General features: G+C 46.7%; 30 protein-coding genes and 19 tRNA genes. 4 read left to right on the top strand and 45 right to left on the bottom strand.

Going from position 1 to position 24,641, the window contains the following annotated elements:
- Nucleotides 1-525 precede the first annotated feature (525 nt).
- From ACQ4M5_RS02775 to ACQ4M5_RS02765, 3 genes are all read right to left on the bottom strand, one after another.
- Complete coding sequence (locus tag ACQ4M5_RS02775) at nt 526-831, bottom strand: hypothetical protein (RefSeq protein WP_430674073.1); 306 nt, start codon at nt 829-831, stop codon at nt 526-528.
- A gap of 399 nt (nt 832-1,230) precedes the next feature.
- On the bottom strand, nt 1,231-1,734 hold the full coding sequence (locus ACQ4M5_RS02770) for a hypothetical protein (RefSeq protein WP_430674072.1): 504 nt from the start codon (nt 1,732-1,734) through the stop codon (nt 1,231-1,233).
- Nucleotides 1,735-2,351: 617 nt separating this feature from the next.
- Complete coding sequence (locus ACQ4M5_RS02765; RefSeq protein WP_430674071.1) at nt 2,352-2,732, bottom strand: hypothetical protein; 381 nt, start codon at nt 2,730-2,732, stop codon at nt 2,352-2,354.
- Nucleotides 2,733-2,843: 111 nt separating this feature from the next.
- Here ACQ4M5_RS02765 and ACQ4M5_RS02760 point away from each other — a divergent pair, with 111 nt between their 5' ends.
- Nucleotides 2,844-3,497, top strand: coding sequence for a LexA family transcriptional regulator (locus ACQ4M5_RS02760; protein WP_430674070.1), 654 nt, complete (start codon nt 2,844-2,846; stop codon nt 3,495-3,497).
- Nucleotides 3,498-3,569: 72 nt separating this feature from the next.
- On the opposite strand, the gene ACQ4M5_RS02755 is transcribed toward ACQ4M5_RS02760, so the two are convergent.
- The 32 genes from ACQ4M5_RS02755 to ACQ4M5_RS02600 form a co-directional block, all read right to left on the bottom strand.
- Nucleotides 3,570-4,211 (bottom strand): hypothetical protein, encoded by a 642-nt coding sequence (locus ACQ4M5_RS02755; protein WP_430674069.1) that lies wholly within the window; start codon nt 4,209-4,211, stop codon nt 3,570-3,572.
- A 24-nt stretch (nt 4,212-4,235) separates the two neighbouring features.
- On the bottom strand, nt 4,236-4,364 hold the full coding sequence (locus ACQ4M5_RS02750; RefSeq protein ID WP_430674068.1) for a hypothetical protein: 129 nt from the start codon (nt 4,362-4,364) through the stop codon (nt 4,236-4,238).
- A gap of 313 nt (nt 4,365-4,677) precedes the next feature.
- Nucleotides 4,678-4,956: a hypothetical protein gene (locus ACQ4M5_RS02745; RefSeq protein ID WP_430674067.1), complete on the bottom strand. Its 279-nt coding sequence runs from the start codon at nt 4,954-4,956 to the stop codon at nt 4,678-4,680.
- Nucleotides 4,949-5,215: a hypothetical protein gene (locus ACQ4M5_RS02740; RefSeq protein ID WP_430674066.1), complete on the bottom strand. Its 267-nt coding sequence runs from the start codon at nt 5,213-5,215 to the stop codon at nt 4,949-4,951. The genes ACQ4M5_RS02745 and ACQ4M5_RS02740 overlap by 8 nt, the downstream gene beginning before the upstream one ends.
- Before the next feature lie 100 nt (nt 5,216-5,315).
- Entirely contained in the window at nt 5,316-5,558 is a 243-nt protein-coding gene (locus tag ACQ4M5_RS02735; RefSeq protein ID WP_430674065.1) for a hypothetical protein, read from the bottom strand.
- Nucleotides 5,559-5,660: 102 nt separating this feature from the next.
- Nucleotides 5,661-5,990 carry a hypothetical protein gene (locus tag ACQ4M5_RS02730; RefSeq protein WP_430674064.1) on the bottom strand — a complete coding sequence of 110 codons (330 nt, stop codon included), beginning with the start codon at nt 5,988-5,990 and terminating at the stop codon, nt 5,661-5,663.
- 327 nt (nt 5,991-6,317) lie between these two features.
- Nucleotides 6,318-7,862, bottom strand: coding sequence for a hypothetical protein (locus ACQ4M5_RS02725; protein WP_430674063.1), 1,545 nt, complete (start codon nt 7,860-7,862; stop codon nt 6,318-6,320).
- A gap of 276 nt (nt 7,863-8,138) precedes the next feature.
- Nucleotides 8,139-8,211 (bottom strand) — tRNA-Leu (locus tag ACQ4M5_RS02720).
- Nucleotides 8,212-8,215: 4 nt separating this feature from the next.
- Nucleotides 8,216-8,292, bottom strand: a tRNA-Gln gene (locus ACQ4M5_RS02715).
- A 5-nt stretch (nt 8,293-8,297) separates the two neighbouring features.
- Nucleotides 8,298-8,375: transfer RNA gene (locus ACQ4M5_RS02710), tRNA-Gln, on the bottom strand.
- A gap of 86 nt (nt 8,376-8,461) precedes the next feature.
- Nucleotides 8,462-8,534, bottom strand: a tRNA-Asn gene (locus ACQ4M5_RS02705).
- Nucleotides 8,535-8,744: 210 nt separating this feature from the next.
- Nucleotides 8,745-8,817: transfer RNA gene (locus ACQ4M5_RS02700), tRNA-Ala, on the bottom strand.
- Between the two features lie 5 nt (nt 8,818-8,822).
- A tRNA-Arg gene (locus ACQ4M5_RS02695) sits at nt 8,823-8,898 on the bottom strand.
- Nucleotides 8,899-8,904: 6 nt separating this feature from the next.
- Nucleotides 8,905-8,977, bottom strand: a tRNA-Val gene (locus ACQ4M5_RS02690).
- 46 nt (nt 8,978-9,023) lie between these two features.
- Nucleotides 9,024-9,093 (bottom strand) — tRNA-Gly (locus tag ACQ4M5_RS02685).
- A gap of 29 nt (nt 9,094-9,122) precedes the next feature.
- Nucleotides 9,123-9,195, bottom strand: a tRNA-Thr gene (locus tag ACQ4M5_RS02680).
- A gap of 83 nt (nt 9,196-9,278) precedes the next feature.
- A complete protein-coding gene (locus ACQ4M5_RS02675) occupies nt 9,279-9,743 on the bottom strand; it encodes a hypothetical protein (protein WP_430674062.1) in 465 nt (154 codons plus the stop codon).
- A gap of 109 nt (nt 9,744-9,852) precedes the next feature.
- A tRNA-Tyr gene (locus ACQ4M5_RS02670) sits at nt 9,853-9,935 on the bottom strand.
- A gap of 5 nt (nt 9,936-9,940) precedes the next feature.
- Nucleotides 9,941-10,018 (bottom strand) — tRNA-Glu (locus tag ACQ4M5_RS02665).
- Between the two features lie 125 nt (nt 10,019-10,143).
- A tRNA-Trp gene (locus ACQ4M5_RS02660) sits at nt 10,144-10,215 on the bottom strand.
- Between the two features lie 88 nt (nt 10,216-10,303).
- Nucleotides 10,304-10,376, bottom strand: a tRNA-Arg gene (locus ACQ4M5_RS02655).
- 4 nt (nt 10,377-10,380) lie between these two features.
- Nucleotides 10,381-10,456 (bottom strand) — tRNA-Met (locus ACQ4M5_RS02650).
- 27 nt (nt 10,457-10,483) lie between these two features.
- Nucleotides 10,484-10,556 (bottom strand) — tRNA-Lys (locus ACQ4M5_RS02645).
- A gap of 13 nt (nt 10,557-10,569) precedes the next feature.
- A tRNA-Ile gene (locus tag ACQ4M5_RS02640) sits at nt 10,570-10,642 on the bottom strand.
- A 5-nt stretch (nt 10,643-10,647) separates the two neighbouring features.
- A tRNA-Met gene (locus ACQ4M5_RS02635) sits at nt 10,648-10,724 on the bottom strand.
- A gap of 1 nt (nt 10,725) precedes the next feature.
- Nucleotides 10,726-10,801, bottom strand: a tRNA-Pro gene (locus ACQ4M5_RS02630).
- Nucleotides 10,802-11,271: 470 nt separating this feature from the next.
- Nucleotides 11,272-11,344: transfer RNA gene (locus ACQ4M5_RS02625), tRNA-Asp, on the bottom strand.
- A gap of 208 nt (nt 11,345-11,552) precedes the next feature.
- The gene (locus ACQ4M5_RS02620; protein WP_430674061.1) at nt 11,553-11,951 is read right to left on the bottom strand and encodes a hypothetical protein; all 399 of its coding nucleotides are present in this window, start codon (nt 11,949-11,951) and stop codon (nt 11,553-11,555) included.
- Nucleotides 11,935-12,108 carry a hypothetical protein gene (locus tag ACQ4M5_RS02615; protein WP_430674060.1) on the bottom strand — a complete coding sequence of 58 codons (174 nt, stop codon included), beginning with the start codon at nt 12,106-12,108 and terminating at the stop codon, nt 11,935-11,937. The genes ACQ4M5_RS02620 and ACQ4M5_RS02615 overlap by 17 nt, the downstream gene beginning before the upstream one ends.
- Before the next feature lie 459 nt (nt 12,109-12,567).
- On the bottom strand, nt 12,568-12,969 hold the full coding sequence (locus ACQ4M5_RS02610; protein WP_430674059.1) for an alr0857 family protein: 402 nt from the start codon (nt 12,967-12,969) through the stop codon (nt 12,568-12,570).
- Nucleotides 12,970-12,991: 22 nt separating this feature from the next.
- Nucleotides 12,992-13,519 (bottom strand): HNH endonuclease, encoded by a 528-nt coding sequence (locus ACQ4M5_RS02605; RefSeq protein WP_430674058.1) that lies wholly within the window; start codon nt 13,517-13,519, stop codon nt 12,992-12,994.
- A gap of 90 nt (nt 13,520-13,609) precedes the next feature.
- Complete coding sequence (locus ACQ4M5_RS02600; protein ID WP_430674057.1) at nt 13,610-13,795, bottom strand: hypothetical protein; 186 nt, start codon at nt 13,793-13,795, stop codon at nt 13,610-13,612.
- A gap of 261 nt (nt 13,796-14,056) precedes the next feature.
- Here ACQ4M5_RS02600 and ACQ4M5_RS02595 point away from each other — a divergent pair, with 261 nt between their 5' ends.
- A complete protein-coding gene (locus ACQ4M5_RS02595; RefSeq protein WP_430674055.1) occupies nt 14,057-15,238 on the top strand; it encodes a transposase in 1,182 nt (393 codons plus the stop codon).
- 203 nt (nt 15,239-15,441) lie between these two features.
- Nucleotides 15,442-17,538: a hypothetical protein gene (locus ACQ4M5_RS02590; RefSeq protein ID WP_430674054.1), complete on the top strand. Its 2,097-nt coding sequence runs from the start codon at nt 15,442-15,444 to the stop codon at nt 17,536-17,538.
- Between the two features lie 713 nt (nt 17,539-18,251).
- Here the strand turns inward: ACQ4M5_RS02590 and ACQ4M5_RS02585 are convergent.
- The 10 genes from ACQ4M5_RS02585 to ACQ4M5_RS02540 form a co-directional block, all read right to left on the bottom strand.
- The gene (locus ACQ4M5_RS02585) at nt 18,252-19,010 is read right to left on the bottom strand and encodes an IS1 family transposase (protein ID WP_430674053.1); all 759 of its coding nucleotides are present in this window, start codon (nt 19,008-19,010) and stop codon (nt 18,252-18,254) included.
- 59 nt (nt 19,011-19,069) lie between these two features.
- Nucleotides 19,070-19,306 (bottom strand): hypothetical protein, encoded by a 237-nt coding sequence (locus tag ACQ4M5_RS02580; protein WP_430674052.1) that lies wholly within the window; start codon nt 19,304-19,306, stop codon nt 19,070-19,072.
- Between the two features lie 66 nt (nt 19,307-19,372).
- Nucleotides 19,373-19,798, bottom strand: coding sequence for a hypothetical protein (locus tag ACQ4M5_RS02575; RefSeq protein ID WP_430674051.1), 426 nt, complete (start codon nt 19,796-19,798; stop codon nt 19,373-19,375).
- A 74-nt stretch (nt 19,799-19,872) separates the two neighbouring features.
- The gene (locus tag ACQ4M5_RS02570; RefSeq protein ID WP_430674050.1) at nt 19,873-20,346 is read right to left on the bottom strand and encodes a hypothetical protein; all 474 of its coding nucleotides are present in this window, start codon (nt 20,344-20,346) and stop codon (nt 19,873-19,875) included.
- A gap of 358 nt (nt 20,347-20,704) precedes the next feature.
- Nucleotides 20,705-21,034 (bottom strand): hypothetical protein, encoded by a 330-nt coding sequence (locus ACQ4M5_RS02565; RefSeq protein WP_430674049.1) that lies wholly within the window; start codon nt 21,032-21,034, stop codon nt 20,705-20,707.
- Nucleotides 21,035-21,315: 281 nt separating this feature from the next.
- On the bottom strand, nt 21,316-21,570 hold the full coding sequence (locus ACQ4M5_RS02560) for a hypothetical protein (RefSeq protein ID WP_430674048.1): 255 nt from the start codon (nt 21,568-21,570) through the stop codon (nt 21,316-21,318).
- Nucleotides 21,571-21,643: 73 nt separating this feature from the next.
- On the bottom strand, nt 21,644-21,817 hold the full coding sequence (locus tag ACQ4M5_RS02555) for a hypothetical protein (RefSeq protein ID WP_430674047.1): 174 nt from the start codon (nt 21,815-21,817) through the stop codon (nt 21,644-21,646).
- Nucleotides 21,818-21,880: 63 nt separating this feature from the next.
- Nucleotides 21,881-22,297, bottom strand: a complete 417-nt coding sequence (locus tag ACQ4M5_RS02550) for a hypothetical protein (RefSeq protein ID WP_430674045.1) — start codon at nt 22,295-22,297, stop codon at nt 21,881-21,883.
- Between the two features lie 5 nt (nt 22,298-22,302).
- Entirely contained in the window at nt 22,303-22,917 is a 615-nt protein-coding gene (locus ACQ4M5_RS02545; protein ID WP_430674044.1) for a hypothetical protein, read from the bottom strand.
- On the bottom strand, nt 22,914-24,092 hold the full coding sequence (locus tag ACQ4M5_RS02540) for a hypothetical protein (RefSeq protein ID WP_430674043.1): 1,179 nt from the start codon (nt 24,090-24,092) through the stop codon (nt 22,914-22,916). The genes ACQ4M5_RS02545 and ACQ4M5_RS02540 overlap by 4 nt, the downstream gene beginning before the upstream one ends.
- Before the next feature lie 152 nt (nt 24,093-24,244).
- On the opposite strand from ACQ4M5_RS02540, the gene ACQ4M5_RS02535 reads away from it, so the two are divergent.
- Complete coding sequence (locus ACQ4M5_RS02535; RefSeq protein WP_430674042.1) at nt 24,245-24,379, top strand: hypothetical protein; 135 nt, start codon at nt 24,245-24,247, stop codon at nt 24,377-24,379.
- Nucleotides 24,380-24,641 lie beyond the last annotated feature (262 nt).

Below are 24,641 nucleotides of genomic sequence, written 5' to 3'. Positions count from 1 at the left end.
AGAATCAGTTCCACGCCTAATAAGATTAGCGGTTTAGACATCATTCCTCGAAATCCACTTTGTCTTGGATTTCCTGCGGGGTTAGAGCAAAGAAATCAGATTCGAGCGCGTAACGATCTGTTTGAGAGTCGTTAAACACACTGGGACAACCAACATACAGATCTTTTCCAGTTTGTACGATTCTGTTGAGCCGGTATTGAGCTTGATGAGAATTTCTCCCGTTGATGCCTGCGATCTGACGGGTTACAAACGGGCGATCTTCGTTTCTAGGGTATCTCTGCCTAAGGTAGACAGTCTGACCAGAATGGTATTTGGGTGAAGAGATACCCTGGCTTTCGCACTCTGTTGCAGCTTTGTAACTGTCGTAGCCTTCATTGCAGATATCACAGATGTAACTTCGTGTGACCATGATTCTTTATTGATTGGCTGGTTTACTGGGTAATTGGACTGCTGGAGCGTGGGGTATTCGGTTCGTTGGATAACACCATCAAACCGAATGCGAGAACAAGCAAAGCATTTCACCCTCTAAGAGGGACTGGGAGTAATAATGGGATGGAGGGCAAAATAACCTGCTGAAGTCAAGCCTAAAGGAATCACTGGTTCAGGAGAATGGGACTGGCGTTGTTGTCTCCGGAGTTGAGGAAATAACATCGCAATAGGGTTGGTATTGATGTAATCAATGTACCCACGCTTCCAAAGACTTTGTACCGTACTCGAAACTTGCTCTGTGGAATTTCTAACAATGTACACCAAATCTTCGATCGATCTGGGGCGCTGTTCGATTGCTTTCAATATTTTGATTTCGTTTTGATCAAGGGACGGATTACTCATATTTGCGTGAATGATTGTTAGCTAATTTTTAGTTTGTATTGGCAGTTGCTCAATCAACTATCGTGCTATTTTTTGTATCTCAAGACTTAATTTTTGGCAGAACTATGTTGAACCGCTGATTTGCCACGAATCTGATAAATAAATCACGCGTTTCTTCTTCACGCAGGTCGTCAATGTGATTGGAAATCAAGAAACTACCTGCATACTGTAATAATGCAAGTTCACAATCAGTTAGCGAAACTTCTAGCCCGTTCGATCCCAATTCTTCCCTTAGCTTTTCAGAAATGGTTGTCATAACCTCTATGCCTTTGACAAATCGACTTGGGGTACGGAAAACCCGATTCATTTTGCGCGACTACAAGCTGATTTTCTGATTCAGCGATCGCGGTTTAAACTTGATCACGACGACTGATTGGGAAACCGCGATCGCTGCTGTTTTTGCAATTCGGCAAGCATTTCATTAAACGCCGATTCGCCGCCGTGTTTCCAGCGATCGATCACCGTCCGCAACGGCACTTTCAGCAGTGTCGCATACAACCAGCATTGCCGCTGCCATTCATGCCACTCATGGACTGGAACCGAAATGTCCCAGCCGAGCTTGTTCGCTTCGACCGTGGCGTAATCAGGCATTGCTAAAACGTCTTGAGATGGGAATAGAAAAGCATCGGCTTGTGGCTCTAAGAAGAACCATTCGCCATGACGAGTATGATTGACTTTTCCGGTTGATTCGATGCGGCGATCGATCTGAAATTTTCCACCCGCGTACAACGGCGTCTCTGGATAATCGACCGATTGAACGATGAAAAATTTGTTACTGCTGCGGATGATCGGGCACGGTTCGTACCACGATCGCCAAACTCCGTGGAGTGAATATCGTCGCTGTCGATAAAGATGAGTGATCATGGTTTGATGATTTCTAAAGCGCGGTTACGTACCTGTGTAGCGCTGGTTGCCGTGGTACGGAGCGTCCAGCGATTGCCTCTGCTGTTTTTCCTAGCGATCTAAGAGTGATAGCTTAAAATCTGATGTTTCTGTTGGCAGGAAGTGTTGAGCGATGCCTCTGGCACAGGGAACCTGCTCGCTGTCATCCATTCCGTAAACTGTTGTCTTGGAATTCGTTCGAGCCAGCCGAGGTAGTAGGGCTGTGCACGATCGCCCAAGGGGGTTGAGAGTTCTCGAATTTCTTTAGACCTGTGCTTAACGTACACCCACGGATGTGGAGTGTATCCTTCAGGATTTTCCCGGTCGTATTGGATTCTGAGTTGGACTTTCTCCTCGCTAGGGTTATCTTTCTTGACAACGCAAATCCCGATTGTGTGTGGGCGACCTGCTGTGAGTGCATCGACAAAGAACTCGGAGAAATTGTTTAAGATGCTCAGCTCTTCAAATGGGAATAAGCATACTGTCCAAGTCGGTCTTTGATTCGTTGTTGATTAGAGAATGCGGAGTGCATAGTGATAAGAGATAGGAACGTACTCGCTACTGCCGGATCGTTTGGGCACAAATGCTGGGTGTATCTTTTAGGACTGCATGATTTGCATGATCATCGCTTCGATATTTTCATTGTGTTCCTTAAACCGTGTCCACAACTCATCCCCTTTGATATTTTTATCGTGCAGTACGCTTAGAATTGCTGACAGCATCATGCTTTTGTACTCGTTGGGAACCGTTGATTCAACGTGCCTGAAAATTTCGTCCATCACTGTATTTGCTTTTGGACTTGCTTGAATAATTTCGGTTGTGATCTGTATTGCCTGCTCTCGACTCAGTTCTTGTGCTTTAGCGTTGGCGACTAACAGCTCAACAGCAGCCAGCGTTAGTGGATCTTCTGGCAGTGGAAGGGATGGATTGCTGGCGATTTGATCCGCTCGGTTTCTGACTTCATCAAAACTGAAACTCATAGTATCTCTTGATTGAATCGGGTTATATTTGCGATAGGAGAATCATAAGGCAAGCGATTGGCAAGCCATTGATCCAGTTTCAATTGAGTCAAATTATAGACTTTCCGTCTTATGAGCGATCGTTCTCCAAAATCTCGTGAAACTTCCTCGGCTAGGGATGAAGGGTTCATCTCACGACTCAAGCAAGTCATTGAGGAGTACGGAAGTATTAACTCTCTCGCTAGGGCAGCAAACCTTTCTGAGAGTTCAATTAGAAAATGGCGGGACGGTACAGCTGAACCCTCCCGTGATCGACTGGTTGCGCTCGCTGAGGCTGTCCAAGTCAGAATGGACTGGTTGGCTGCCGGTAAGGGACCGATGCGCCAGGATTACCCGGTTGCAGGCAAAGATGCCGAAAGTAAGAATTTGGTTTTTCAAGCTTTAGAGACAGCTAAACTGCATATCCAGATGATCCAAGGGTTGGGTGATTACTACGTGTATGTGATTGACAATCGCAATATGGTGCCCACTCTTTATCCGGAGGATCTCTGTGTCTTCGATAAGAATCAGAATAAATTAGAGGCTCTAGAAGAGGGAATCTATGCAATCCGGGTAAATAACGCTGTTGTGATTCGACGAATTCAGCATATCCTAGATAATCAAGTTGTCGCCGTTAAAGATAACTCAAGCTCCAGTGACTCTGATATCGTTATCAATCTAAGCAACCCATCCGACAGTTTAGCGATCGTAGGCAGAATGATTTACTTCTGCCGCACGGCTGCTTAAGTGAAATTATTTGTAGTGATAGAACCGAGTGAAATATCAAAGATCTCGGACACAGCATGGAAATGGTTTGCTTCATGAATACAGGATTTTGTCGGGCAGTGTGTAAGGCTGAAAATTCCTTCTCTGCCAAGGGGTTAAGCGGCGAGGTGAGATGTGATTATCCCAGCGCAGACTACCATCGTCTTTGACATGCCCAACGTAAACAAACGCAGGTTCACTTCGTTGAAAAACACATTTATAGACGTGGTTACGGCTGTCTCTGTAGAACTCCCTAGCCTGAAACTTCAGCTCAAACAGTGGGATGAAATCTTGTTCCCCAATCCAAACGTTAGGGATAACACAGACATTTTTTCCATCTAAAACCCCTTTTATCAGTACCTTATACTGCCAAAATAATCCACTGTGGCACTGCCCATTTTGTAGATAGCACTGATTGGAGACTGAGATCGTAGGAAGTGCATAATTTGCCTCAATTCCAGCAATACTATATTCAAGCTGCTTTCCACGTTTGAGAAAATCTAGAATTTGTCTTGTAATAACTTTTCCGCTTTTCTTGAGCAGTTTTTTCAGATAGAAGCTTGAATGTTCCCAAATGACACCCTGCACAAATTGCCCGACGGAAAACCAGGGCTGATTATTGACGGGAATTGAATTGTCTGCCTCTAACCCCATGAGCGGCTCCAAGGGGTCTAGGGGAGTTGATGCTCTTGCCACGAATGCAGCTCCAAATTTTAATTTTCAACTGGGTGCGAGTTGTAATAAAGTAACCTTTGCTTTGGCTTGAAGGATTAAGTAATCCGTTGCGATCTGTTGAGACTCTTTAGATTGAAGAAAAGTTTTGAAGTCATTAAGGTCGGGTTGGTTCATTTTCTTCCTCCTGATCGTAGCTGTACCGCCAATTATTACTTTTCAATTCAGAACTGATCGTGTCAATTACCTCCTCCGCGTCGCTATCCTCCGGGTTTGAGACAGTGAATTCAATTGTGCAATCGTAGCGCTCGTTGTAATAAGAGTCGTCAGACAGTTTCTCGTAGCGCTCGCTCAACAAACTTCTCAGTCGAGCAATTTCCGGCTCGCTCATTTGAAATGTTTCTTCCCAGTCACGCTTCTCGAAAATGATTCTAACAACAACAGTTAATAGTTTTGACATTTGATTAATTTCCGCGATGTGCATTCATTTTTATGAACAAATGGTCTGGCGATTGTTAAAGGCTTCATTAATAAAATGAATGTTCTGAATAAATCGTTGAGCAATTAGAGAGTTGCCGGTGTAGAGAACATATCCGCTTTCGGCTTGATTTGAATCGTAAACCATCAAGCCGATCGAGATTGAATTGTACGTCACGACGAAGCCAAGTGGATATTCAGGATGGATCCAAACTGAGCCATCAAGAAAGTATCCGAGCGATTGGAGAAATGGTAGTGTTTCATCGTAAACCTGTGAATTTGTTTTAGTCATTGTCGCGTGATTTGAAGGCGATTTCCTCAATCTCTTGATTTGGCATCTTTACAAAAAATCGACCGCCCAAATGTAATCTGCGTTTTATAAACGCTTCTGTTGCAATTGCTCGATGAATCACTTCTTGTTCGGTGATTCCTTCAAGTCTTGCCAATATTTCGACTATCTCTTTGCTGTTGGTAATCTGAGTTCCCAGAGTATCAGAGGCAGATAAGAGCTTGTTGAGATCGTTGATTAGGTCTGGGTTTATTTCACTCATAGTGGTGATCTTCCTTGTAAGTCGGCGTTGGCTCTATTCAAGCCTTACTGTATTCTTGCTTGATAGTTGATCGATCGCGTGAATGAATGGCATGACTCCGTCAGCTAGTCGTTTCATCCGAGTTCGAAGAGTCCGATACTTGTGCTTGATCTTTGATCTGTTGAGTGGTTTGTTGTCGTGCCCATTCCACCGCTTTGAGAATGTCGTGAGCATACTTTTCAGCACCGTCTAGTGAAACAGAACCAATCGATGCCCAACTGACTCTAGGTTCGTCGTATGCGCCGAGGTAAGCTGTGATAGTACCTCGAAGACCAAACGATGCCGACTGAATTTTACTTTCCATTTTTCACCTTTTTGCAGTAGAGATAGCTTGATTCTTATCCATGAAATTTCATCATTTGCAGCCATGCCTTTGAAATGACGATCGGGCAGTGCAGATAGATGTTTAGCGCTTCTTCGGCACTTTTACATTTGACGAATGCGAGAACCACTTGCCATCGCGCAATATGCTTTGGTTTGTCAACTGAGAAGTTGGGGCGAGTCCCTGGTTGATATAGCTAAATTGCCGTGCTACCGCTGCATGACGAATGGGATCGACAGTACCGCCCCGAATATAGTAGTGGACTGCAAACTCGGTGTCGACAATGACCATGAACTCGTCTGGTGTCGCTTCACGATAGTCATGTTCTAGATCTCGGTTCAAATTTGGAATTTCTAGCAGCGCTTTTGCTTCGTTGTCGTCAAGCTCGCGCCATCCGCCTACTGTTGTTGTCATTCAGGTTTTCTCCTTAAAAATCCCAAGGGTTGTACAGAGCCGAGTCTTTAGATTGGCAGTTCAAAGACAAAATACGTTGTGTTAATTCCGGATCGTGAAACCACTTAGGCAAAACTCAGCGTATAGCCGAATCTTTAATCGAAAAAAGAGATCTGACGGGATCTTTCGGACTTATACGGTTTCTTCGATTAAGAGAGAGGTTGGGGAGCCGGATTGACTCAGTAGTTATCAAAGTCGATCTGTGCCAGGAGGAGAGCAGTTTTTGCCTTTATATGCTGTCGATCTGGTTCATTCTATATTGAACAACATGGAAGATAGTTAAAACTTTTAATTGAGCTTTGAATACAGCTTAATTGCTTCCCAACCTTGAGGTCTGATGGAATGAATTGTGGCATTAGCGCGAAACAATTCAATATCATTAGCTGACCAATTTTGTTGAGGGCTGCCAGCGATAATCATTAAAATAGGAACATTGCAAGCTTCGTGTAGTGCAATTAATTCTTGCCATGCGGGTCGCTTTAAGAATCCAGCCTGTCTTACAATAAATCCGAGTTTCTGTTTCCCAAGTTTTTTGAATAGGTTGCGAACTAAGTTTCGCTGTTCGGTGAGTGTTTTAGGAATAAAATGCCTGGTTTCTTGATTCCACCAGCCTCCTTGCTTTGGGGCTGGGAGAAATTTTTGAACATCGTATTCATAATTTTGAATCAGTGCCTCAATGATGGTTACCATTAAGTCGCTGCTATTGCAATCGCCTGGACTGGTAATTGCAATGAAATCCCAGTCCTCAATTTCTTCTGTTTTTTTCCAATATTCAATTAATTGAATAATGTGTTCATAGATGATACCAGTTAATAATAAGCACCGTTCACCTGTTTCCAGATGTTTGTCTAGGATTTCTAACTCATAGTTTGCTGCAGTGTTTAGTGTTAGATCGTCTTGAATGCAGCCCTGATCTTTGCATCGATCGAGTTCACAGCCTTCGCATAAAGATGTGCCATTTGGTTGAAAGTTGAGGTTTTTCGTTTCAAAATAGCTCTTGAAATCACCCCATTGCCAAAATTGAAACTGGTCTTTTTCTCTTTTCTCTTTAATGAGTTGGCGGGGACTAATCAAGTCTTCAATAATAGTCCAATAATCTTGTATTGCAACTTGGATTGCATACAAACGACTGGTATTTGTTTCGTCGCATATTGCTATTGCCGTCTGCAATTTTTCCAAAAATGGTGTTAAAGATTCGCTGAATAGTTTCGTTGCTAATGGATTGAATGGATTGATGACAATTTTCCCAGGGTTTTGTTCAAACCAACTTTTTATTGAATCCTCGATTTTAGTAACACTGGGAAAGTTGGGAATCTCCGTTTGTAGCCGATTCTCCCAATCTTTTATTTTATTTTTTACGTGGTTATCCCACTTTTCCCATCTCTTTTTTTCATCCTGGTCGTACTCTGTGATGAGATCAAAATTGTCCTGAACGAATTGCTCAAAGCTTTTCCAAGTGTAGAATTTTCCTGATTGCTCTACCTTTTGGTCGCAGGGAGTTAAATATTTAGTTATTTTGCGTCCACTCCCGTTACCTAATCCTAGTATCCATTCTAATACTCCCTGTTTGACGGGTTGTTCCAAGTGGTGTGTTTTCCAATGTTCTGTTCTTAGCTCCCGATGGCGTGGAGACCCCGTTTGATAGCTAGAGGACCGAGTAAACGAATTGTCTCGGCAGCCTGGGCAACAAGATTTAATTTTTACGATTGGATTGTCGGTGAGCTGCCCATCATAAGTATGATACTGTTTCAGATTGAAATAGTTATCGAACAACTCTCTTGCAGTAAAGGGAACTAGATCTTTTGCTGTTTTGATTTCGAACATCCATTCCATTTTTGGCTCTCCAAGGAGGATATATTTGACGATTTTCAAACAGAGGGTAGGTTCTAGGCGCTACAAGTCCATTTACTGGAGATCGATGGCTTACTGGGATTGTATCAAATTTGTATGCTTGATTCTCAGGGTTGCACAGATGCAGTTTTCAATTATTGTCTGGAGTCTTCGATCGTCCGCATCATCGTTGTGAAGGGCATGCTTGCTGGCCGCGTCCGGCTACGGGTGTTTTCAGCAAGCGCACTAGACCCGAACTTATGTAACGTGTGCTGCCCATACTCCTGAGAGGATTTGAACCTCCAACGCATCGCTTCTAAGGCGATCGCCTCTTCCATTGGGCTACAGGAGCAAATTGGCTGGGGAGGAAAGGATCGAACTCTCAATCACTACGTTCAAAGCGTAGCCGCTTGCCAAATTTGCGTACTCCCCAAAGAGTGGATGCCAGGGCAGGACTTAAACCTGCAGAACACGTAGTTCAGAGCTACGCCGCTTTGTCAATTTGCGTACCTGGCAACAAGGCTTCCAGAGAGGGAGAGAACCACCTACACCTCACTTCTCCGTGCGCTCGGAGTGTGCTTCGCGTCTTGCACTATCTGGAACTGCCCCAGCAGGTTACGATCCTGCGACATCCTAGTTAACAGCTAGGCGCTCTGCCAACTGAGCTATGGGGCATTACTGCGGGTTACGCTTTCCCGCTATCCTCGCCTGCAAGCAGCAACTCAAGCAGCAGGGATCGGTTTCTGGGCAACGCATTGCCCATAGTCTAAGTTTAAAGAAGGTGGAAGCTGTGAGAATCTTCCGAGCTGGGGTGGCTGCCGGGGCTTAAACCCGGTTCAATGGGGTCACAACCCATTCTCTCGCTCACTTTGAGTTCAGCCACAGTGGAATCGATCAGTCTTGAACTGATGACCTCTGGTTTGCAAAACCAGCGCTCTACCAACTGAGCTACGACCCCAAATTTGGCAGGAGTGGAGGGATTCAAACCCCCATAAAACCGCTTAGAAGGCGGTTGCCTTATTCATTAGGCGACACTCCCACGTGATAGCCCCGGCAGGTTACGATCCCGCTACTTCCTCTTTGTAAGAGAGGCACTCTACCGATTGAGTTACAGGGCTAAATTGACAGCCGAAACTGTCAAAGCGATCCTTACGGGATCAGCGAAGCTGCGCGACTAGGATCGAACTGGTGACTTTTGGGTGGAAGCCAAATGCGTTACCGCTACGCCACGAGCACGTTTTGTGTGCCAAAGGCAGCGCAAAGAGCTGGCGACAGGTTATGATCCCGCGACATTCTACTTACAAGGTAGGCGCTCTGCCAACTGAGCTACACCAGCAAAATAAGGGTCAGATTCGATTCGAACGAGCGTGGCACTAAGCAATCGTTTCACAGATGCCTTCCTTCAACCAAAGACGCATTCTAAGTTTGCGTTTTTCCCGACGTCGTTAAAGATGATATTACTATGTCTATCCCGTCAGCCATCCTGTTATGTCCGTCTATTTGAGCGGTTTGCTTTGCGTCTTCAAGCCACAAAATGAGCTGTTCAGGGGACTGCAAAAAATTAGAGAATATCTCACTGATTACCTGACTATAAGCAGTAAGGTGTTTTGATCGATCTGGATCTGTATGAAATTTACTTACAGTGTCTAGGATGGCATCAAACTGTTGATCGATCGGTTGCCTAGGTGAGAAATAATTAGCTTGAGAACTCCCTGAATCGATCAGATGATTAATCTGGTTCTTAGAAGACTCTAGAAGAGAAATAGCTTCTTCTGAAGACAAACCTGCTTTTTCTAAAGCTTGTCTGACTACTGGTGAGCTGGTGTGGATAATCGCATTATCTATGTCACCAATTATTTGGTGTGCTTCATGGTCTTGGTTCATGATAATACCTCAAATGAAGTGACTTTATTAGTATGGAACACTATGTCTGCTCCGAAACATTTGCAAAGGAAATTGGTTGATTCATGATAGCAAGTTAATGGAAAAAACATGAGTCGAGAGGGATTCGAACCCCCGATGGTCAGAGACAACTGGTTTACAGCCAGTCTGCTTCAGCCGTTTGCATACCGACTCATTTTTGGAAGTGCAGAGGAGACTTGAACTCCCTAATCACATGGTTGAAAGCCATGCCGCTCGACCATTTCGCGTTCTGCACCATAGTATCCGCGTAAGTCCTGAAAGTTTGGGTTTTACACAGGAATCGAACCTGTATAGACTGTTTACAACGACAGTTGCCTTACCTTTAGGCGAGTATGTAGACTTTCAGTGTTGGGACGCGGAACACAGATGCCAGGATTTGAACCCGGAAAAACGGCTTTGGAGACCGTTGTGTTGCCAGTTACACTACATCTGTTTAGATTTTGAAAGTAAAAGATAGTTAGATTTGGGCAGTCCTTCCATCCTTACAATTCTCATTAATGACTGCCGGAAGGCAGCAAAGGCGAGGGTACTGGGAGTCGAACCCAGATCCGGTGGTTTCGAAGACCACTACTCATCCAATTGAGCTTTACCCTCATGGTGGTGGCAGGGGCGAGATTTGCACTCGCCGATATGAAGGGTATGAACCTTCTGAGCCGCTATTGCTCTATCCCTGCTATGTTTACGGTGATTGTCTTACCGCATGAGTCGTATAGGAGTCGAACCTATCTAGGTCGGATTAAAAGTCCGATGCACAAGCCGCTATGCCAACGACCCAATGATGAAACCATAGGAGTAGCAGGGTTTGAACCTGCGACTTCACCCTTATCAAGAGTGCGCTCTACCCACTGAGCTATACTCCCAAATTTGGTGGCAGGGGCAAGAATTGAACTTGCTGATTTGAAGGGTATGAACCTTCTGAGCCGCCGTTGCTCCATCCCTGCGATCGGAATGGTCAGGGTCGAACTGACAACCTCACCGTCCCAAACGGTGCGCTCTAAACCATTAGGAGCTACATTCCGGTATTTTGCGATCGCTACTTTCTTTCGTAATCATCTTTCAGTCCCCACTTCGTTTTCTACCATCGCACCCTGGCTTTTGCCCGGTCGCGGTTACGGCAGGGTTCTTCGTGATAGATAACAGCAAGCTTGAGCCAGCCTTGAGCTTTCATGATGAGACTCCTTTTCGATTTGAATCTAGTAAACCTCACCTGAAAAGATGAGGTTTGCCCAGTGGAGTTGTGGAGACTCGAACTCCAGTCCTGCTCTGTCCGTTTGTTGGTTTCAGCGCAGTCGATCGCCCATCTCAACCCCAATTCTGCTCAAAAAGCGATGGTCATCGCAAATTGGAAACTGAATTGCCGAGTTCCACTGATAAAACCGTTAGCACGAGCATGTTTCCGTGTAGCATAGCTACCGGCTTGACGACAGGGATTTACCCAAGCTCATGCTTCTCAGGTGCTAACGGGTGCGATTGGGCGCACACCTCGGCACGGGAATTGGGGGTTTCGATCCCCCTACCTTTCGATCGACAATCGAATGCTCTCCCGATTGAGCTAAATTCCCACGAACAATACTATGAAGTTTTCAAGGTTCTGTCTGTTCAGGTTTCTTTCGATTCCTGCTTATACTACACATACTACAACCATACTACAAACCTTGTCAAGCATTTTTGGATCTTTTTTTGGAATTCGGCAGGAGTCCCGTACTGTACTGAAGCTTAGATTCAGAAGGAATGCTGTGCCCATTCTTGCCCTACTGCGATGGCAATAGGCTAGTCCACACATAGACGTGTACTCCGTTTGATGAGAGAGACCTTGCTGGGTGAGAACTGTCTGATACGATGCCAGTTGTGGTCATAGAGGCTGACATTTTTGGTCTTTTCGGTATTCGAGTAGCCACCGACCCAACCTCGCACCATCACCCCTGCTTTTTTGCCTTGTACAAAGTCACCGGTTCGAAAGCCGAATGGCGTGACCGTTCCACCTTTGCGCTTTCTGATTCCGCCCTTAGTAAAGTTCTCGAAGTGCAACTGACGCCGAAACAGATTGGGACGGGCAATGACACGGAACGGTGAGGGTGTCAGTCGAATTTGTCCCACCCAACTATGTCCCTGTGTTTGGGTGGTGTGGAATGATTCATAGTGAATGAACGTGCTAGCGGCGATTGCCAATGCCATCGACCGCGTGGCTGTCCGCAGTTTGAGCCTGTTTGTTAGTTTTGTCTTTGATCAGCCTTAGCGCGGTTCTAATCTGACTTGTGCCGTTGCCATTGGCTTCCCAACCTTCTATTGTGCGAGTTGGGGCAAGCTGCGACAGTTGAGTAAGCATCCATTTTTGTCCAATCATAACCACGCTGAAGCCCTTTCCAGACTTTGCGCCTTTGCGACCACTGGTGCGGTCTATATCTGCTCGAATAGTTGCTTATGAATTTTGCTTCGCCTCCTTCGACTTTGGCTTGAGCGCGACGATATTCCATTGGCATGAGTCGTTGACCATCGGGTGCAAGAACGGGAATACGAGCGTGGGGGTTCATGTTGGGGTTTGGAGATAATCCAAAAACGACGGATGTTCCTTCGATCATCGCTGTGCAGAAATTCTGAACCAACAGATTTACAGGGAATCCAAGCTAGGAAAATACTTGGAAGTGTGTACCGCACATTGCCTCACGATCTAGTCACTGCTTACGCTTGGGGGTTGGTTTTCTCCAAGCCCGCGCTCTCTCCCGAAGGGAGAGCGTCGGGTCAGTGACACTGGTCAGGATTTAGAAATCCCTGCCAGTTTGACTATTCAGGCAACCGTTGAAATTGCCGGTTGTCCTGCCTTCCAGAGTTCGTACACAATCGCTTCAACGCGGCAGCGTTGATCTGAAAACAACCCCGCCAACTCGATCGCCAAGATGCCAGAGTCTGAGTTTTGGGACTGCGCGATCCACCAGCCTGGAAGTGTGAGTTCGCTAAATTCTGCGTCGGCAGGTGTGATCCAACCCGGGTAAACCGATTGAAATACACTCTTTAGCTCCAGGAGTAGCGGGTGTTGGGCTGGCAGAAGCAGACATCCGGTTCCCGGTTGAACCACGATCGGCTTACCGCTGCGAACCGAGAGTGTGACTCGCTGTTGAATGAACCGTTCCACTGGTGTGGTCAGGCATTCAACCAGCAATCCGTCTTCGCTGTAGTCGAGTTTGAGCATGGGTTGTCTCCTCATGTTCAGATTAGATAGGGTCGGGCGGCTGATCTTTCCAGAACTGTTCGGCAAAGGCGATTGCTGGATGAATTGGAGGTTTGGGTTTGGTTCTCAAGCTCATTCCGGTTTCGTGAAGCAGGCGATCGCCTTTGGCGCTGTTGCATCTGGCGCAAGCGGCAACCACGTTGTCCCAGGTATGAGTGCCACCCTTCGATCGAGGGATAACATGATCGATCGTCAGGTGCTTGGTGGTGCCGCAGTACTGGCAGGTGTGATTGTCGCGACGAAACAGTTCTCGGCGAGTGACCGGTGGAGTTTTCCAGCGACGTTCGGGGTTCCCCGCCAAAAGTCGAATGTGTTCGCTAACTTTTAACACTAGATTGGGCGATCGCACTTCCCACTGCTGGGGAGACCCCAGATCAAGGGATTCTGCCTGCTGAGTGACCAGTAGAATGACAGCCCGTTTAATGTTGATGCGGGCGATGGGTAAGTAGTTTTTCGAGAACACCACGATTTGCTGCTGCAAACTGGGTGGGTGAAGGTATGGGCTGGACATAAAGATAACTCCAAAACAATTAAACCCCCGACTCAGTTGAAGAGCGGGGGTTGAGAAAGGAGGGGAGAAAACTTTCTGAACTTGTGGGTGTCAGGCTGACCGACACCTCCCGCGTATTATATTGCCACGACGGTTGAGCCACTGTTGAATGGTGCTGGGGGTTCCGCCAAACCGATAGTCTCCCTCAAACGCAATCAGCGCCACAGTCCTGCCTGTTCCTTGGAAGGAGCAAGCTGACATGGCGCTGACTAGATTCGTGGCGACGGTGCGTATCATTGAAGGATGTAGTTCCTTGACTAAATCTGTCATTAGTATACTACGATCGTAGTATGAATCCGTCTATCCCGTTTGTGGAATTTATTTTTTTTACCAAGGTCGGCGGGAACGCCCCCCACTTCGCGGAACGCAGAAACAGCGCAGCAAATTTCGGAGTGGAGCAAGTGGGGGATGAAAGCCGCGTTCATTTTGTCCGGTCAATTGGGGCAAAGTTAACACTCTCTCTTGCCTCTCACGAGCAAGTGTACTATTCTTACCCACATGAGTAAGATCACTACTACACTCAAGCTCAAGTTTCTCGACCTGAATCAGGTCAAGGCGGATTTGTTTGCCCAGATGACGCAGGAATGCACCGATCTAGCAAACGAACTGTTGAAACTGAGCAAGCAAGAACGGCGCAAAACCACAACGGCTAAAGTAGTTTCGCCGCTCATGAGTGCTGTAACAAATCAAGTGATTCGAGCCACCATTTCTCGAACCAAGGTGAAGCAGTTCAAGAAGCTTCCCCCTGAAATCAACACCCAGAACTGGAAACTCGAAAAGCGTGGTGAAACTTACTCAGTCAGCTTTCCAACCCTCAAGGGGGTGAAGCGAGTTCCGCTTTTAGTGGCTTATTCTCACTATCAATCCGTCTTGGATAAGCTCATTGCTCAAGATGCAACGATAGAAGGGGGAACGCTAAAAATCGCATCGGTTCGCGGGTGCTGGTATGCCCTGATGTCGGTGACGCAGGATGTTCCTGACAAGCCGTCTTCAACCCGTGCCGGAATTGATCGCGGACAAAACAATCTTGCCGTTGTGGTACTACCGAACGGTAAGTGCCTCTTCTTCTCAGGTCGATACGTCAAGCACCGAAGACGACAGTTTCAGAAGCTCTACCAATCTCTGCAAAAAGCCGGGAAACGTAGAGCCTTAAAACGACTGAAACGGTCTGAGTCTCAGTGGATGAAAGAAGTAAACCACGCCATCAGTAAGCGGATTGCCGACTTTGCAAATCGCTACGATGCAGATGTGGTTTTAGAAGACCTCGAAGAAATTCGACACTCCAGTAAGCAACGCAAGAAAAACAAATCTCATGCAGGTGAGAATCGCGACTTCTGGGCGTATTTCCAATTGGGACAATTCATCCAGTACAAGGTTGCGATACGGGGAAGACAGACCCACATTCGACCTGCCCCGTATACGAGCAAATCTGATCACAGAAACGGCATTCTGGGTCAGCGTAACAAACATCAGTTCATCGGCTTCGATGGCTATGAATGCAACGCGGACTGGAACGCGGGACTGAATCTCAGTCAGTGGGATGGATTTGCGTGTCCGTTGGGGCTATATGTTTCTTCGGATGGGGTGTTTGAAGCCCCCCAGAGCTTCGCCTCAGTGTCACTCGAAGGAGTAACTCTGCAACTCAGTGAATACCCTTCGGCTTTGGCTGAGGGAGGCTAGAACTGAGAATCTCCCACCGCTAGCGAAGCGTCGGTGGGAGAGCTTCAAATATGGGTTGAGGTCAAATTCAGGGGTAGAAATCTAACGTTCTCTTTTGTCCGTAATTGATTCCATTTTACTAATACAGATTTTTTGGTTTAGCTCTGGGATTTGAGCGGGTTGGATTGAACACAGTAGAATTTAGGTTATTTTTTTCCTGCCTTATGAATATTGATCCGAAGTCCACAATTGCTCAATATCCGAGTTTACAAATTCGGCAATTATTCCGTGCGCACCGCTATCAAGGGTTTTCAATTGAGTCAGTTGCGGATAATCTAGCAATTTCTCCGAAAGCTGCAGAGACTTTGATTGCAGATTTAGTCGCGCTGGACTTTTTAGAAAAATCTAAAGACCAGGACTGGATTATGACCGATCAAGGAACTCGATTAGAGCGGGCGACGGCTGCAAAGCGAATAAAGCGTAAAACTGCAGAGGAACTGTTGCAAAAATTTCTTTGGCGCTGTTGGCAAAACAATCAAAATTCAGATCCGCAAACTTGCACGGCTCACATTGTGCGACGTGTGGTTGTCTTTGGCAGCTACTGCACGGATGCTCAAACGCTGGGTGACTTGGATCTCGCGATCGATATTCTTCCTCGCTTTTCTGATCCCGGAGCACAAAAACAATTAGAACATCAGATTTGCCAGCGAGATCAAGCATCTGGATTATTTGCGGCTTTTTTGCATCCTTATACTCAATTTTTGCGGTTTTTGACCCAATCAAATCGCTATCTCAGCGTGGCGACCGTACAGCAGTATGATGTCGTTCTACAAAAACCAGGGGTTCCGCGCAGATTAGTGTTTGACATGGCTCAAGGTGGAAACTTAACGATCGTGCTCCCCGATTTACTCTCAATCGATGACCACAAACACTATCGTTGTGGGTATGCAGATGCTGCGACTGGAAGTCCGATGTCCGCTCAAAATCCGATTTATCAATTGGGATATCGAGATTACCAGTCAGTTCCAACTCCGTTAGTGAGACAATTGAAAACCGCACGATCTCTGCGTGGAGTGTTACTGATGCCACGTGAGCAAGCGGCTGCGGTCGCCCAGGTTGCCGAATTGAATCATGTTGAGCAACAGTGGAATTTTCAGGCTTTTTCCGTTGTGGTTGGACGGTTTGTGTCCCTTCAATCTCTAGAGCAATTCGCAACGCATTTGCAAACACTTGTTCCGTCGATGTATTCCTGTATCTTAGAGGTTGTTTCGGCAGAAGCGATTCATGCTCAAGTCCACGTTGGTTTATTTAGCCGGACGATGCCCACGTCGTTAGCTCTGGTACCGCAACTGATTTCAAATCCTGGAATTGCAGAAGTTAGATCGAGTGATTATCCGTTTGATCAGTGCCTGGACGAAATTTTTCAGCAGTGTCAGGTTCCACTCTCGTTTTCGACGCTCAAGGCAGCAAATGAAACGATTTTGGCGCTAGTTCGACAGTTTAAGGCTCAAGCGTACTGGGTCGAAACTCTGTCGTTTTCGAGTTTCCTTGATGCCGACTGGAAGCAGTTTCAGATTGAAGTCTGCGAGCAACTTCTGGAACTCACACCCGTTCGATATTATTCAGTTAACTCTTTCCAACCTCCACCCAATGATATGAGGCTCACGCTTCAGGTTTTAAAAGGTGTTCCGAAACCGATGAGGATTAAAGACTCTTACCGATATCGTGCGGTTGTGATTGGTAATTTACCAGAGTCCGACGCATGGACGAATGTCTGTACTGTTCAACAGTTTGGGTTTGCAGCAGCGGAGGTTCGAGTGGTTGAATTTTTGTCTACCCAGGATTTGACGACTTTATCAAAGTGCAGTTTGCTGCAAAATCACGTCATTGCGATCGAGGAAGCGGGACCTTTGCGTTACTGGATGGGACTGCGTGATGTTCAGATTCCCTTAAGTGAAACAGGGGGCGAACTTGATGATCATCAAGTGCATTGCTATTTTACGGATGAGGCGGTCATACATCGGGTGTTGCATTGGTGTTCGTCGGTTTGGGAAACGTCGAGCCAGTCCGATGATCGAGTCAGATGGTGTGTTCCAGTTTTAGTATCGAGCCAGTCTCCCGGTTTACACACTTATCCGTATCTTATTTATGAGTACGATAAGGTCGAATTTTACCAAGGAAGCGAAGCTGACCGGATTAACAGCGAAGAGGATCATATTGATGACACATTAATGCAATACATGATCTCTACAATGCAGGCGCGTCTTGCTGAATACATTCGTCGACTCGATCAATTACCTGACAAGGCAGATGATCACTAAACGTTTGTCCCTAAGAATAAGTTTGCGGCAGGCGTTAGATCCAACTGTAGTTGTAAAACGAAATGGATGCAATTTGGTGTTCTGTTACGTCTGAGCTTAGATTGCTTGACCTCAGCGTCTAGCCGAATGAAAGTTGCTAATAAAATCGTTCCGCCTCGGTGAGCTGTGTGGGATCAACGAATTCCAGCAAATTCAGCACGCGGTCGGCATCGATGCCTTTTTGGGCTGCGATTGTCTTAAGCTTTTCGATTTGGGCGAATTCAACATTGAAACTGCGCTGCTGCCCGCCTGTGCTTTCTCATGTGTAGCGGGTTTCCCCTCAAAGCAGCGGTCGGTTTGCCGGAGTCGATCGCTGTGGTCATTCCAGCTTCGGATCTGGGCGATTTGAAAGCGAAGATTGCACAGAACTTGATTAGGAATCAATGTTAGTAGTTCTTCATTGGTCAAGCCGGTGGGTTGCTTGCTTGAGTTGAGAGTCTGGTCGCACATAGAGGTGGATTTGTAGGATGGGGTGCGGACACTACGGGTGAGTGCGATGAATGCAGTTAGCGATTGACTTTATTTTGCGCGGAATCAAGAAACGCTCCAGAATTGGCAAAGTCCACAAACAGGTCGGCTCTCAGCAGTGAGGCATATTCGCGTTTCTGCTCGACGGGCAGCGATTGAAACCACTGTTTGAGTGCGGTATAACCTTCGACTTCGGGTAGTGCTATTTAGGAAAGGCTAGAGGAAATAGCGCAGCTAGTACTTAGCTTAAGACTCAAGGTTGCATTGTAGTGGTGGACAAAGTTCCAAATTGCAGCGATATGATTGTCCAGTTTCTTCGAGAACGCTAAATTCTTTCGGACTAAGCGAGACACTCGCTGTCGTAAGGTGCAGTTGAAGCGCTCAATGTAACTCGTGAGTCCACTCGTTTTGTCTACGGGACGATGACGTGAACTCGGCAGGGCTGCGGGATAAGCACTCCAATGGTCGGTGTAGATTACGGCACATTGGCGATAGACAGCAGGCAACGACTGCCATAGTGCCCTTGCGGATGCACTACTGCGATCTCCAACGTACAAACCGACGATCTCACGAGTCGTTGCATCTAAGGCAAGCCAGACCCATTGCTCATTCCCTTTGTTATCGACAAATGACCACAACTCATCCATCTGAACGCTCAGACGCTTTTTTGGCTTGGCACTCACCTCCACCTGTTGCTTGACTTGATTGGTTTTGCTGTTCACGTAGCGTTGAATGCAATCTTCTGAGCGTTGTAGCACTCGTGCAATCCCAGCTAAGGAGATTCGTTCTAGCAGCATTCGGTCAATCAATCCTTGTTGCTCTTCACTTAATGCCTGCCATTGCGGGTCAAGCACAAACTGCCGTCCACAGTCTCGACATTTATAGTTCTGCTTACCATGTCGAGTATGACCATTGCAGCTTACTGCTTCCGATCTACAACTTGGACAAGGATGAAGTTTTTCCATAATCGAGGGTGTTCTGAACATCCTTTATCATTCTAATCTTCATCCTTTCCTTCAGGGCGCTACCCGACTTCGGTGCCAAGAAACTGGGGCAGTGCGACAGGAATTGTTCCGACAAAGGTAAAGCGCCCTGATGGGGTGTCCAGTAAATGGAGTCCGAAGCGACCGATCGCCAGCAGGGGTTGACGTATTCTGGGACTGGATGCGGAGTTCATTGCTTTTTGGAAAAATTGTGGGTTTACTGATGTGCCAAAGGCATTGTTTGAATGGAGAACGGTGTGCGCTCGTTTGGTTGCCATTGCTGCATTTTGTACCGTAATTTAGAAGTCTAAAGGGGTTTCCACCAGTTTGATCAAGACCCCTTCCTAGAAGCTAACAAAATGTCCAATGTCTTCACGTTTGGCATCAGCGAGCTTTGCCAATGTTAGGGATGCTCCACGGCTCCAAATAGGAGTACGAGCTGCATCCCATCGGGTTGAAAATGCCCAGTGTTCATCGTCTAAATCGCACGTATAGAAGTAGTTTTCTGCTAATCCAAGACAATCGCCGCGAAACCAGTAGGAAAACCGTCCGCTATTGGGTTCACAGATTTCCAGATCAAAGCCGCTGTATTTTAGCGCCATTAGAACCTGCAAGCCGTGTGTTTTGACGAGATCTCGCACAACGGTATTCATGAAGTCCGTGGCACTCATAGATTTACGTCTCCAGATGCGGGAAAGCAGCCAAAGCCCAGTTTCAAGAACGGCGATGAAAATGCGGTCAGCTTTATTGTGCTGAAGTCCAACGTTCATTTCAATTTCTTCCTAAATTGCTAGAGTTTTTCGAATGGGTTCCTCGACACGGTGACTAACTTTGTGGCGGCTGTCTAATCCGTTCTTGTATGGGAATAATAGTGCGAGAGTCGATCTGGGTCGAAGCTGATCCACTTGCCGGGTTTGCACTGAGTTGAGTCTTGCTGATAATGAGACTCATATTCTACTAACCGATACTCGCCACCGCCGAATTCAAATGTTGTGGTTGAATCGGCAACCGGTTTTCCGCTCCACTCCGGCGCACAGTCTAGATGGGTACAGGCGATGGCGCAAGCGTAGTCTGTATCATCAACCGTTGTTGGACAAAAGAAAACTGCCGATTCAGCATATTCATGCTCTCCGTCCTTGATGGTCATGTCCACCTGGTACACAAAGCCCTCTTGCCCTGCGTGAACGATCGGCTCCGTGGCTTGTTGAGCAAAAGCTTTAACTTGTTCTGGGAGGAACTGTTTCAAATCAACGGGCTGATCGGGTGAGTTCGTTAGTAGAAAATCGATAAACTTTTGAGTTTGAGTGTTAAAGGTCATAAAACCTGAGAGAACTAATGGGACTAATTCATTTCACAATCAATAGATGAAAGCGGTGGAGTTTCATGGGGAAGGTCGTCGTCGATGAATCAACTGAATCTGAAAATATCTCTTCCGGTAGGGTATAGACCGCAACGGCTTTGCTAGATTGAACCTGAATCCGAACTTGACCCAATCTGGATTTTGGGTGCGGACTTAAATCTACATCACCCGCTTCAATCAGGCTCTTTGGACTGCAACTTTTTGTTTCTCGCTGCTTTAGGAAGGTGAGAGATCTTGATGGGTTTCGCCTGCAGCTGCGGCAAGCTTTTATTTCAGATTGGTTTCGCATCAGTTGCGCGAACTGACTGTTCAGCTTTTACTGTTGATCAGTCCCACGAGACAAAATTTTAGCTGCGGCAATTGCCTCAACGGGTACAATTTGCTCATCGTATTGAGCTTTAGTGCAGGCGAATTTGTCCACGATATTAGAGCGATGGCTAAGCTGGCAGTAATACTGCTCGTTGGTAATATGTGCCTGGCTTATCTCGATTGCCTGATCTGCTAACGATTCCTGACCACTTAACAGTGCAGCCACGATGTCTTTTTGCTGAATGGAAGAGGGTAGTTTTACAGTTCCCCGAACACCAAAATCAGCATAAAAATTGGGGTAAAGCTTTTCAAATTCAGCCTGATCTAAGGGGTTCATCTTTGTTGTGTCCTATGTAGATAACTCAAACAATTTTCTCAAAACGAGACAGGGATCAGCAGTAAAGTTGAATAGCAAACAAAGTCTTCACTACTGGTCTACTAAAACAACAAGTGAGTCTGGGATAGCCGCTAACTCCATCATTTTCTCTTGGTGAATCTTCAGATTCTAGATGTTCGATAAACTTCTGTTTTCGTTTGCGAGTTGCTGCATCAAATTCAATTTTCATTGACTTTTCCTCACTCCAAGAACTTTGTTCGTTATTTAGCTGGGGCACAGGCTTACTTCGATTTCAGGGTGAGGGGCTGGACTGTATTTAAGCGATCGCGAACCTCAGGACTAATTTTCGCAACGGAATTGGGGGATTGGCTCAGTAGTGCAATTTGATTGTTTTCTAAAACGGCAATTTCGATTCCGGCGTTTTCTAGCTGCTCAATTTGTGCCTGAATGATCTGGAGCTGCGCTTGATGCTCCGGGTTGTTGCTCCAGGCGGTTTGTTCTGCGGGGGAAAGGTTGAGAAATTCTTGGAGAGTCATGGTGGGCTGCTGTATTGCTGTATGAAGAATGGACGGATTTCAGTCTTACCTTTTGACTTTGTAAGGTATTCGGCTATGCCTGTTTGGAATGGATATAGGCGATTAACCCAATACCCAAAATTACGGCTCCATCTAATGGGAGTGATGAGTGGGTATTCACGGACAGAATGCCTCCGATTAAGACAACTGGGACAACGAGTGCAAATTCAACTGCAAGTTGCCTGAGATAGTTTAACAGTGACAGCATCTCTGGGCTTGGGGTGGAATGGGACTAGAACGTAGAACGGGAGACGGTGTTTACATTGTACGCTTACTCAGAGTGGTCGTTGCCTGTAGCCTCTATTTTGATAAACGTACAGATCCTGCCTCGATTTTTGGGAATGGGGGCTTGTTGATCCCATTGCCAGAGTCTGTTTTGGAGGTGATAGACTCCGGGGGTGTCACTGTTCTCCGGTTTTGCACCCAGACTGATCAAGGTTTGATCGATCAACTGGGTTTCGGGAATGAAGAGACGAAATTTAGCGACATCCGCTAGTTCTACAATCCAGTCATTAATTCGAGATTCTGGAATCGGGCAGCCGTTAAACTTGCGGGTGGCATCTTGGAACACGCGAAACCTGGCGGTGATCTCCTCGCCGACTGTCCAGTAATGCGGTCGTTTGTACTGAACGAGCAGTTGGGCGGGATAAATGCGAATCAGGTAATAGCGATTTTCGATTAGGTTCATTGGTCCTAGAACAGGCGAAGCTGCTGAGACTGTTGTTCAAAATACGATAGAACAATGGTAACGACGCGCTGCTTGAACTGCTGATCTGCCCGAGTGAAGTGCAGTTTGGGAAATCGATCGAGCAGCCATTCGGGAGACGGGGCAGATCGATGTCGATCGAACCACTGCTGCGTTAAGGTTTGGAGCGGCGACCGGGCGGCTGTAATTTGCGCTTCAAATCGTCGCACTAGGTCAGCCGCGCAAAATTCTAGGTATTCGCTCCATTCTTGTTGGGTGGTTGGAAACTCATCGGGGTCTTCCCATGACCAGGGGTTAAGTTCTTCCCAAACTTCATCGATCGCGTCGTCGCCCGCCCATTCGCCGATAAAGTCTCCAGCAATGCGAACTCGATTACAGGTTGGATTGAAGCTGTAAGCCTGAAAGCAAAGGGTTCCGTAGGTAGTGCGGGTTGGTCGTTCGGTGATTAAATCTTGGGTCATAGTGAAGTGGTGTTTGCCCGATGCTTTGGTGCGATCCCGCAGGGCTGCGGGCATCGGTGCCCGGTCGCGGATACTTTCCAAGTGAATAATCCACTTGGAAAAACTGGCATGAACGGTTTTGCTGGTCGTCGGGCTACTCATTCTGTTCTTACCAAGTTGTCATACGTTATTCCTATGCGTTCAGCCAGTTCTGGATGGAAAAAGTAAACGTATGATTTGAGATCATCCAGGTCGAATCTGCCAAAGATGGGCGTGCGACTGCGCCGCACGTATTCCTGTGACCAGAGCCAATCTTGACTTTGTGCGGACAGGTCAGACTCGAATAGTTGTCTTACTAGATCCGGGTGGTTGGGGTTTTGGAGAATCTGCTCGAAGTAGGCATCATTCGTCTCGCCTTCTGGGGTTTCACTCAGGACTTGCAGAAAATCAAATGCATTCACTTTGAGCGAGACGAGTCCATCGGCGGTTTGGATTTGGCAGCGAATCACTGTATCTCCGTCTCCACGTTCGGTTTGCTCCTGTAAAGCGGCGCGTTGGGTTTGCGCTGCAATCCAACAGCGTTCTTGTGTTAGTGCAATATAGGCATTGAAGTTGAACCGTTCCGGTTCAACTGCGTGCATGGGTTCGCACACCGGATGCCAGAGATACTGCTGATGGTAGCTGTAGAACGCTCCCACGGTGGCGAGCACTTCTAACCATCTGGGTTGAAGCAGGATTGCTTCTTGCTGATCGAACGAGAGGTGAAGGAGTTCGAGTAAATCCTGGAAAATGAGTGTGGGGAAGTCAGATGCCGGAAATAGCTGAGTGATGAGTGCATCTCGGTGCTGGCGCACTCGTTCGCTGGCTTCTAACCAGTCGTCAGCGGCTCTCGTGAGAGTATCTCGCTCTGTTTTTGCCGTTTCTAGCGCGGTTACGAACGGAGCGAGATCATCTGTGGGAAATTGATATCGAACTTCGTTGAGCGCGGCTTCGGTCACAAGCGCGATCGTCAACGGTTGGTCTTTGCTGTTATTCTCATTTCTGTTTAGGCTAGCTTGTTTCAGCGCTTTGCGAATTCCATAGCTAGCGGGCTGAGTTGGATCTTGCGGTAATTTCTCCAAGAACGTTTGAAATTCTGGCTGGTTCGCATCGAGTGATAGCCAGCCGTAGCTGTTATATTTTCCCTGAGCAAAAATGCTGCGGGGAACAAAGAGGGAATCGGCGCGGGGCGTGAAGTAATAGTCGGACAGTCGGCGTTCCAGAATAATGGCGCAGGCGCGATCGCCCTCGTGAATCGGGGCGCGAGTGAGCCAGCAGACTGCGGTATAGCTTCCCATAACTTTATTTGATGTCGTGGTGAATATTGGGTGTTAGAGGCGTATGTCGAGTCCTGGGCGCGTTCATCTCCACCTTAACCAGTGGCATGAGTAAGCTCGCTCGTCACGAGAGTGAAGGATGGTGAGGTTACATAGATTGCAACCTCGTTCTGATGTGCCAGTTAGCGCAATATGCGGATATGCCCAATTCGATCCAACTCAGCAACAGTAAATTCTGGCACTCAGAATTTACTGTTGCTGACGGGCTTGCTCTGAGACTGGCTCAAAAACAAGATTTAGAAACCTAAAGCACAAGTGACTTGCCCCTTGAAGCAAAATTCCTCGATATAGAACTCCTTTTTGATGCCTGCTCTTGCTGTAAACCAGTAATCTCATCGGATCTAGAACAAATTCTCCGTTTAAAGATCTGATTGTTTTGATGAACCTTCCAGATATTTCGCATCGTCCAATTTTGTTTAGCGAACCATTCCCGTTTTGTGACCACACTGTTTTGATTTTCACGTTTAAGTCTCAGTCTTGAATTTCAACAGTAGTTTCTGAATAGCCAAA

Origin of the sequence: Leptolyngbya sp. AN10 (assembly GCF_050565645.1) — a bacterium.
In the GTDB taxonomy this organism is placed as follows: Bacteria; Cyanobacteriota; Cyanobacteriia; order Leptolyngbyales; family Leptolyngbyaceae; genus Leptolyngbya.
The sequence above is the reverse complement of the archived record's forward strand: the minus strand, read 5'-3'. Positions and strand labels throughout refer to the sequence as shown.

Excerpts from the sequence above, each read along its gene's own strand:
- ACQ4M5_RS02775 (WP_430674073.1), bottom strand. The coding sequence starts at position 831 with ATGAGTAATCCGTCCCTTGATCAAAACGAAATCAAAATATTGAAAGCA.
- ACQ4M5_RS02770 (WP_430674072.1), bottom strand. The coding sequence starts at position 1,734 with ATGATCACTCATCTTTATCGACAGCGACGATATTCACTCCACGGAGTT.
- ACQ4M5_RS02765 (WP_430674071.1), bottom strand. The coding sequence starts at position 2,732 with ATGAGTTTCAGTTTTGATGAAGTCAGAAACCGAGCGGATCAAATCGCC.
- ACQ4M5_RS02760 (WP_430674070.1), top strand. The coding sequence starts at position 2,844 with ATGAGCGATCGTTCTCCAAAATCTCGTGAAACTTCCTCGGCTAGGGAT.
- ACQ4M5_RS02750 (WP_430674068.1), bottom strand. The coding sequence starts at position 4,364 with ATGAACCAACCCGACCTTAATGACTTCAAAACTTTTCTTCAATCTAAA.
- ACQ4M5_RS02745 (WP_430674067.1), bottom strand. The coding sequence starts at position 4,956 with ATGACTAAAACAAATTCACAGGTTTACGATGAAACACTACCATTTCTC.
- ACQ4M5_RS02740 (WP_430674066.1), bottom strand. The coding sequence starts at position 5,215 with ATGAGTGAAATAAACCCAGACCTAATCAACGATCTCAACAAGCTCTTA.
- ACQ4M5_RS02735 (WP_430674065.1), bottom strand. The coding sequence starts at position 5,558 with ATGGAAAGTAAAATTCAGTCGGCATCGTTTGGTCTTCGAGGTACTATC.
- ACQ4M5_RS02730 (WP_430674064.1), bottom strand. The coding sequence starts at position 5,990 with ATGACAACAACAGTAGGCGGATGGCGCGAGCTTGACGACAACGAAGCA.
- ACQ4M5_RS02725 (WP_430674063.1), bottom strand. The coding sequence starts at position 7,862 with ATGGAATGGATGTTCGAAATCAAAACAGCAAAAGATCTAGTTCCCTTT.
- ACQ4M5_RS02675 (WP_430674062.1), bottom strand. The coding sequence starts at position 9,743 with ATGAACCAAGACCATGAAGCACACCAAATAATTGGTGACATAGATAAT.
- ACQ4M5_RS02615 (WP_430674060.1), bottom strand. The coding sequence starts at position 12,108 with ATGCTTACTCAACTGTCGCAGCTTGCCCCAACTCGCACAATAGAAGGT.
- ACQ4M5_RS02610 (WP_430674059.1), bottom strand. The coding sequence starts at position 12,969 with ATGCTCAAACTCGACTACAGCGAAGACGGATTGCTGGTTGAATGCCTG.
- ACQ4M5_RS02605 (WP_430674058.1), bottom strand. The coding sequence starts at position 13,519 with ATGTCCAGCCCATACCTTCACCCACCCAGTTTGCAGCAGCAAATCGTG.
- ACQ4M5_RS02600 (WP_430674057.1), bottom strand. The coding sequence starts at position 13,795 with ATGATACGCACCGTCGCCACGAATCTAGTCAGCGCCATGTCAGCTTGC.
- ACQ4M5_RS02595 (WP_430674055.1), top strand. The coding sequence starts at position 14,057 with ATGAGTAAGATCACTACTACACTCAAGCTCAAGTTTCTCGACCTGAAT.
- ACQ4M5_RS02590 (WP_430674054.1), top strand. The coding sequence starts at position 15,442 with ATGAATATTGATCCGAAGTCCACAATTGCTCAATATCCGAGTTTACAA.
- ACQ4M5_RS02585 (WP_430674053.1), bottom strand. The coding sequence starts at position 19,010 with ATGGAAAAACTTCATCCTTGTCCAAGTTGTAGATCGGAAGCAGTAAGC.
- ACQ4M5_RS02580 (WP_430674052.1), bottom strand. The coding sequence starts at position 19,306 with ATGGCAACCAAACGAGCGCACACCGTTCTCCATTCAAACAATGCCTTT.
- ACQ4M5_RS02575 (WP_430674051.1), bottom strand. The coding sequence starts at position 19,798 with ATGAACGTTGGACTTCAGCACAATAAAGCTGACCGCATTTTCATCGCC.
- ACQ4M5_RS02570 (WP_430674050.1), bottom strand. The coding sequence starts at position 20,346 with ATGACCTTTAACACTCAAACTCAAAAGTTTATCGATTTTCTACTAACG.
- ACQ4M5_RS02565 (WP_430674049.1), bottom strand. The coding sequence starts at position 21,034 with ATGAACCCCTTAGATCAGGCTGAATTTGAAAAGCTTTACCCCAATTTT.
- ACQ4M5_RS02560 (WP_430674048.1), bottom strand. The coding sequence starts at position 21,570 with ATGACTCTCCAAGAATTTCTCAACCTTTCCCCCGCAGAACAAACCGCC.
- ACQ4M5_RS02555 (WP_430674047.1), bottom strand. The coding sequence starts at position 21,817 with ATGCTGTCACTGTTAAACTATCTCAGGCAACTTGCAGTTGAATTTGCA.
- ACQ4M5_RS02550 (WP_430674045.1), bottom strand. The coding sequence starts at position 22,297 with ATGAACCTAATCGAAAATCGCTATTACCTGATTCGCATTTATCCCGCC.
- ACQ4M5_RS02545 (WP_430674044.1), bottom strand. The coding sequence starts at position 22,917 with ATGAGTAGCCCGACGACCAGCAAAACCGTTCATGCCAGTTTTTCCAAG.
- ACQ4M5_RS02540 (WP_430674043.1), bottom strand. The coding sequence starts at position 24,092 with ATGGGAAGCTATACCGCAGTCTGCTGGCTCACTCGCGCCCCGATTCAC.
- ACQ4M5_RS02535 (WP_430674042.1), top strand. The coding sequence starts at position 24,245 with ATGTGCCAGTTAGCGCAATATGCGGATATGCCCAATTCGATCCAACTC.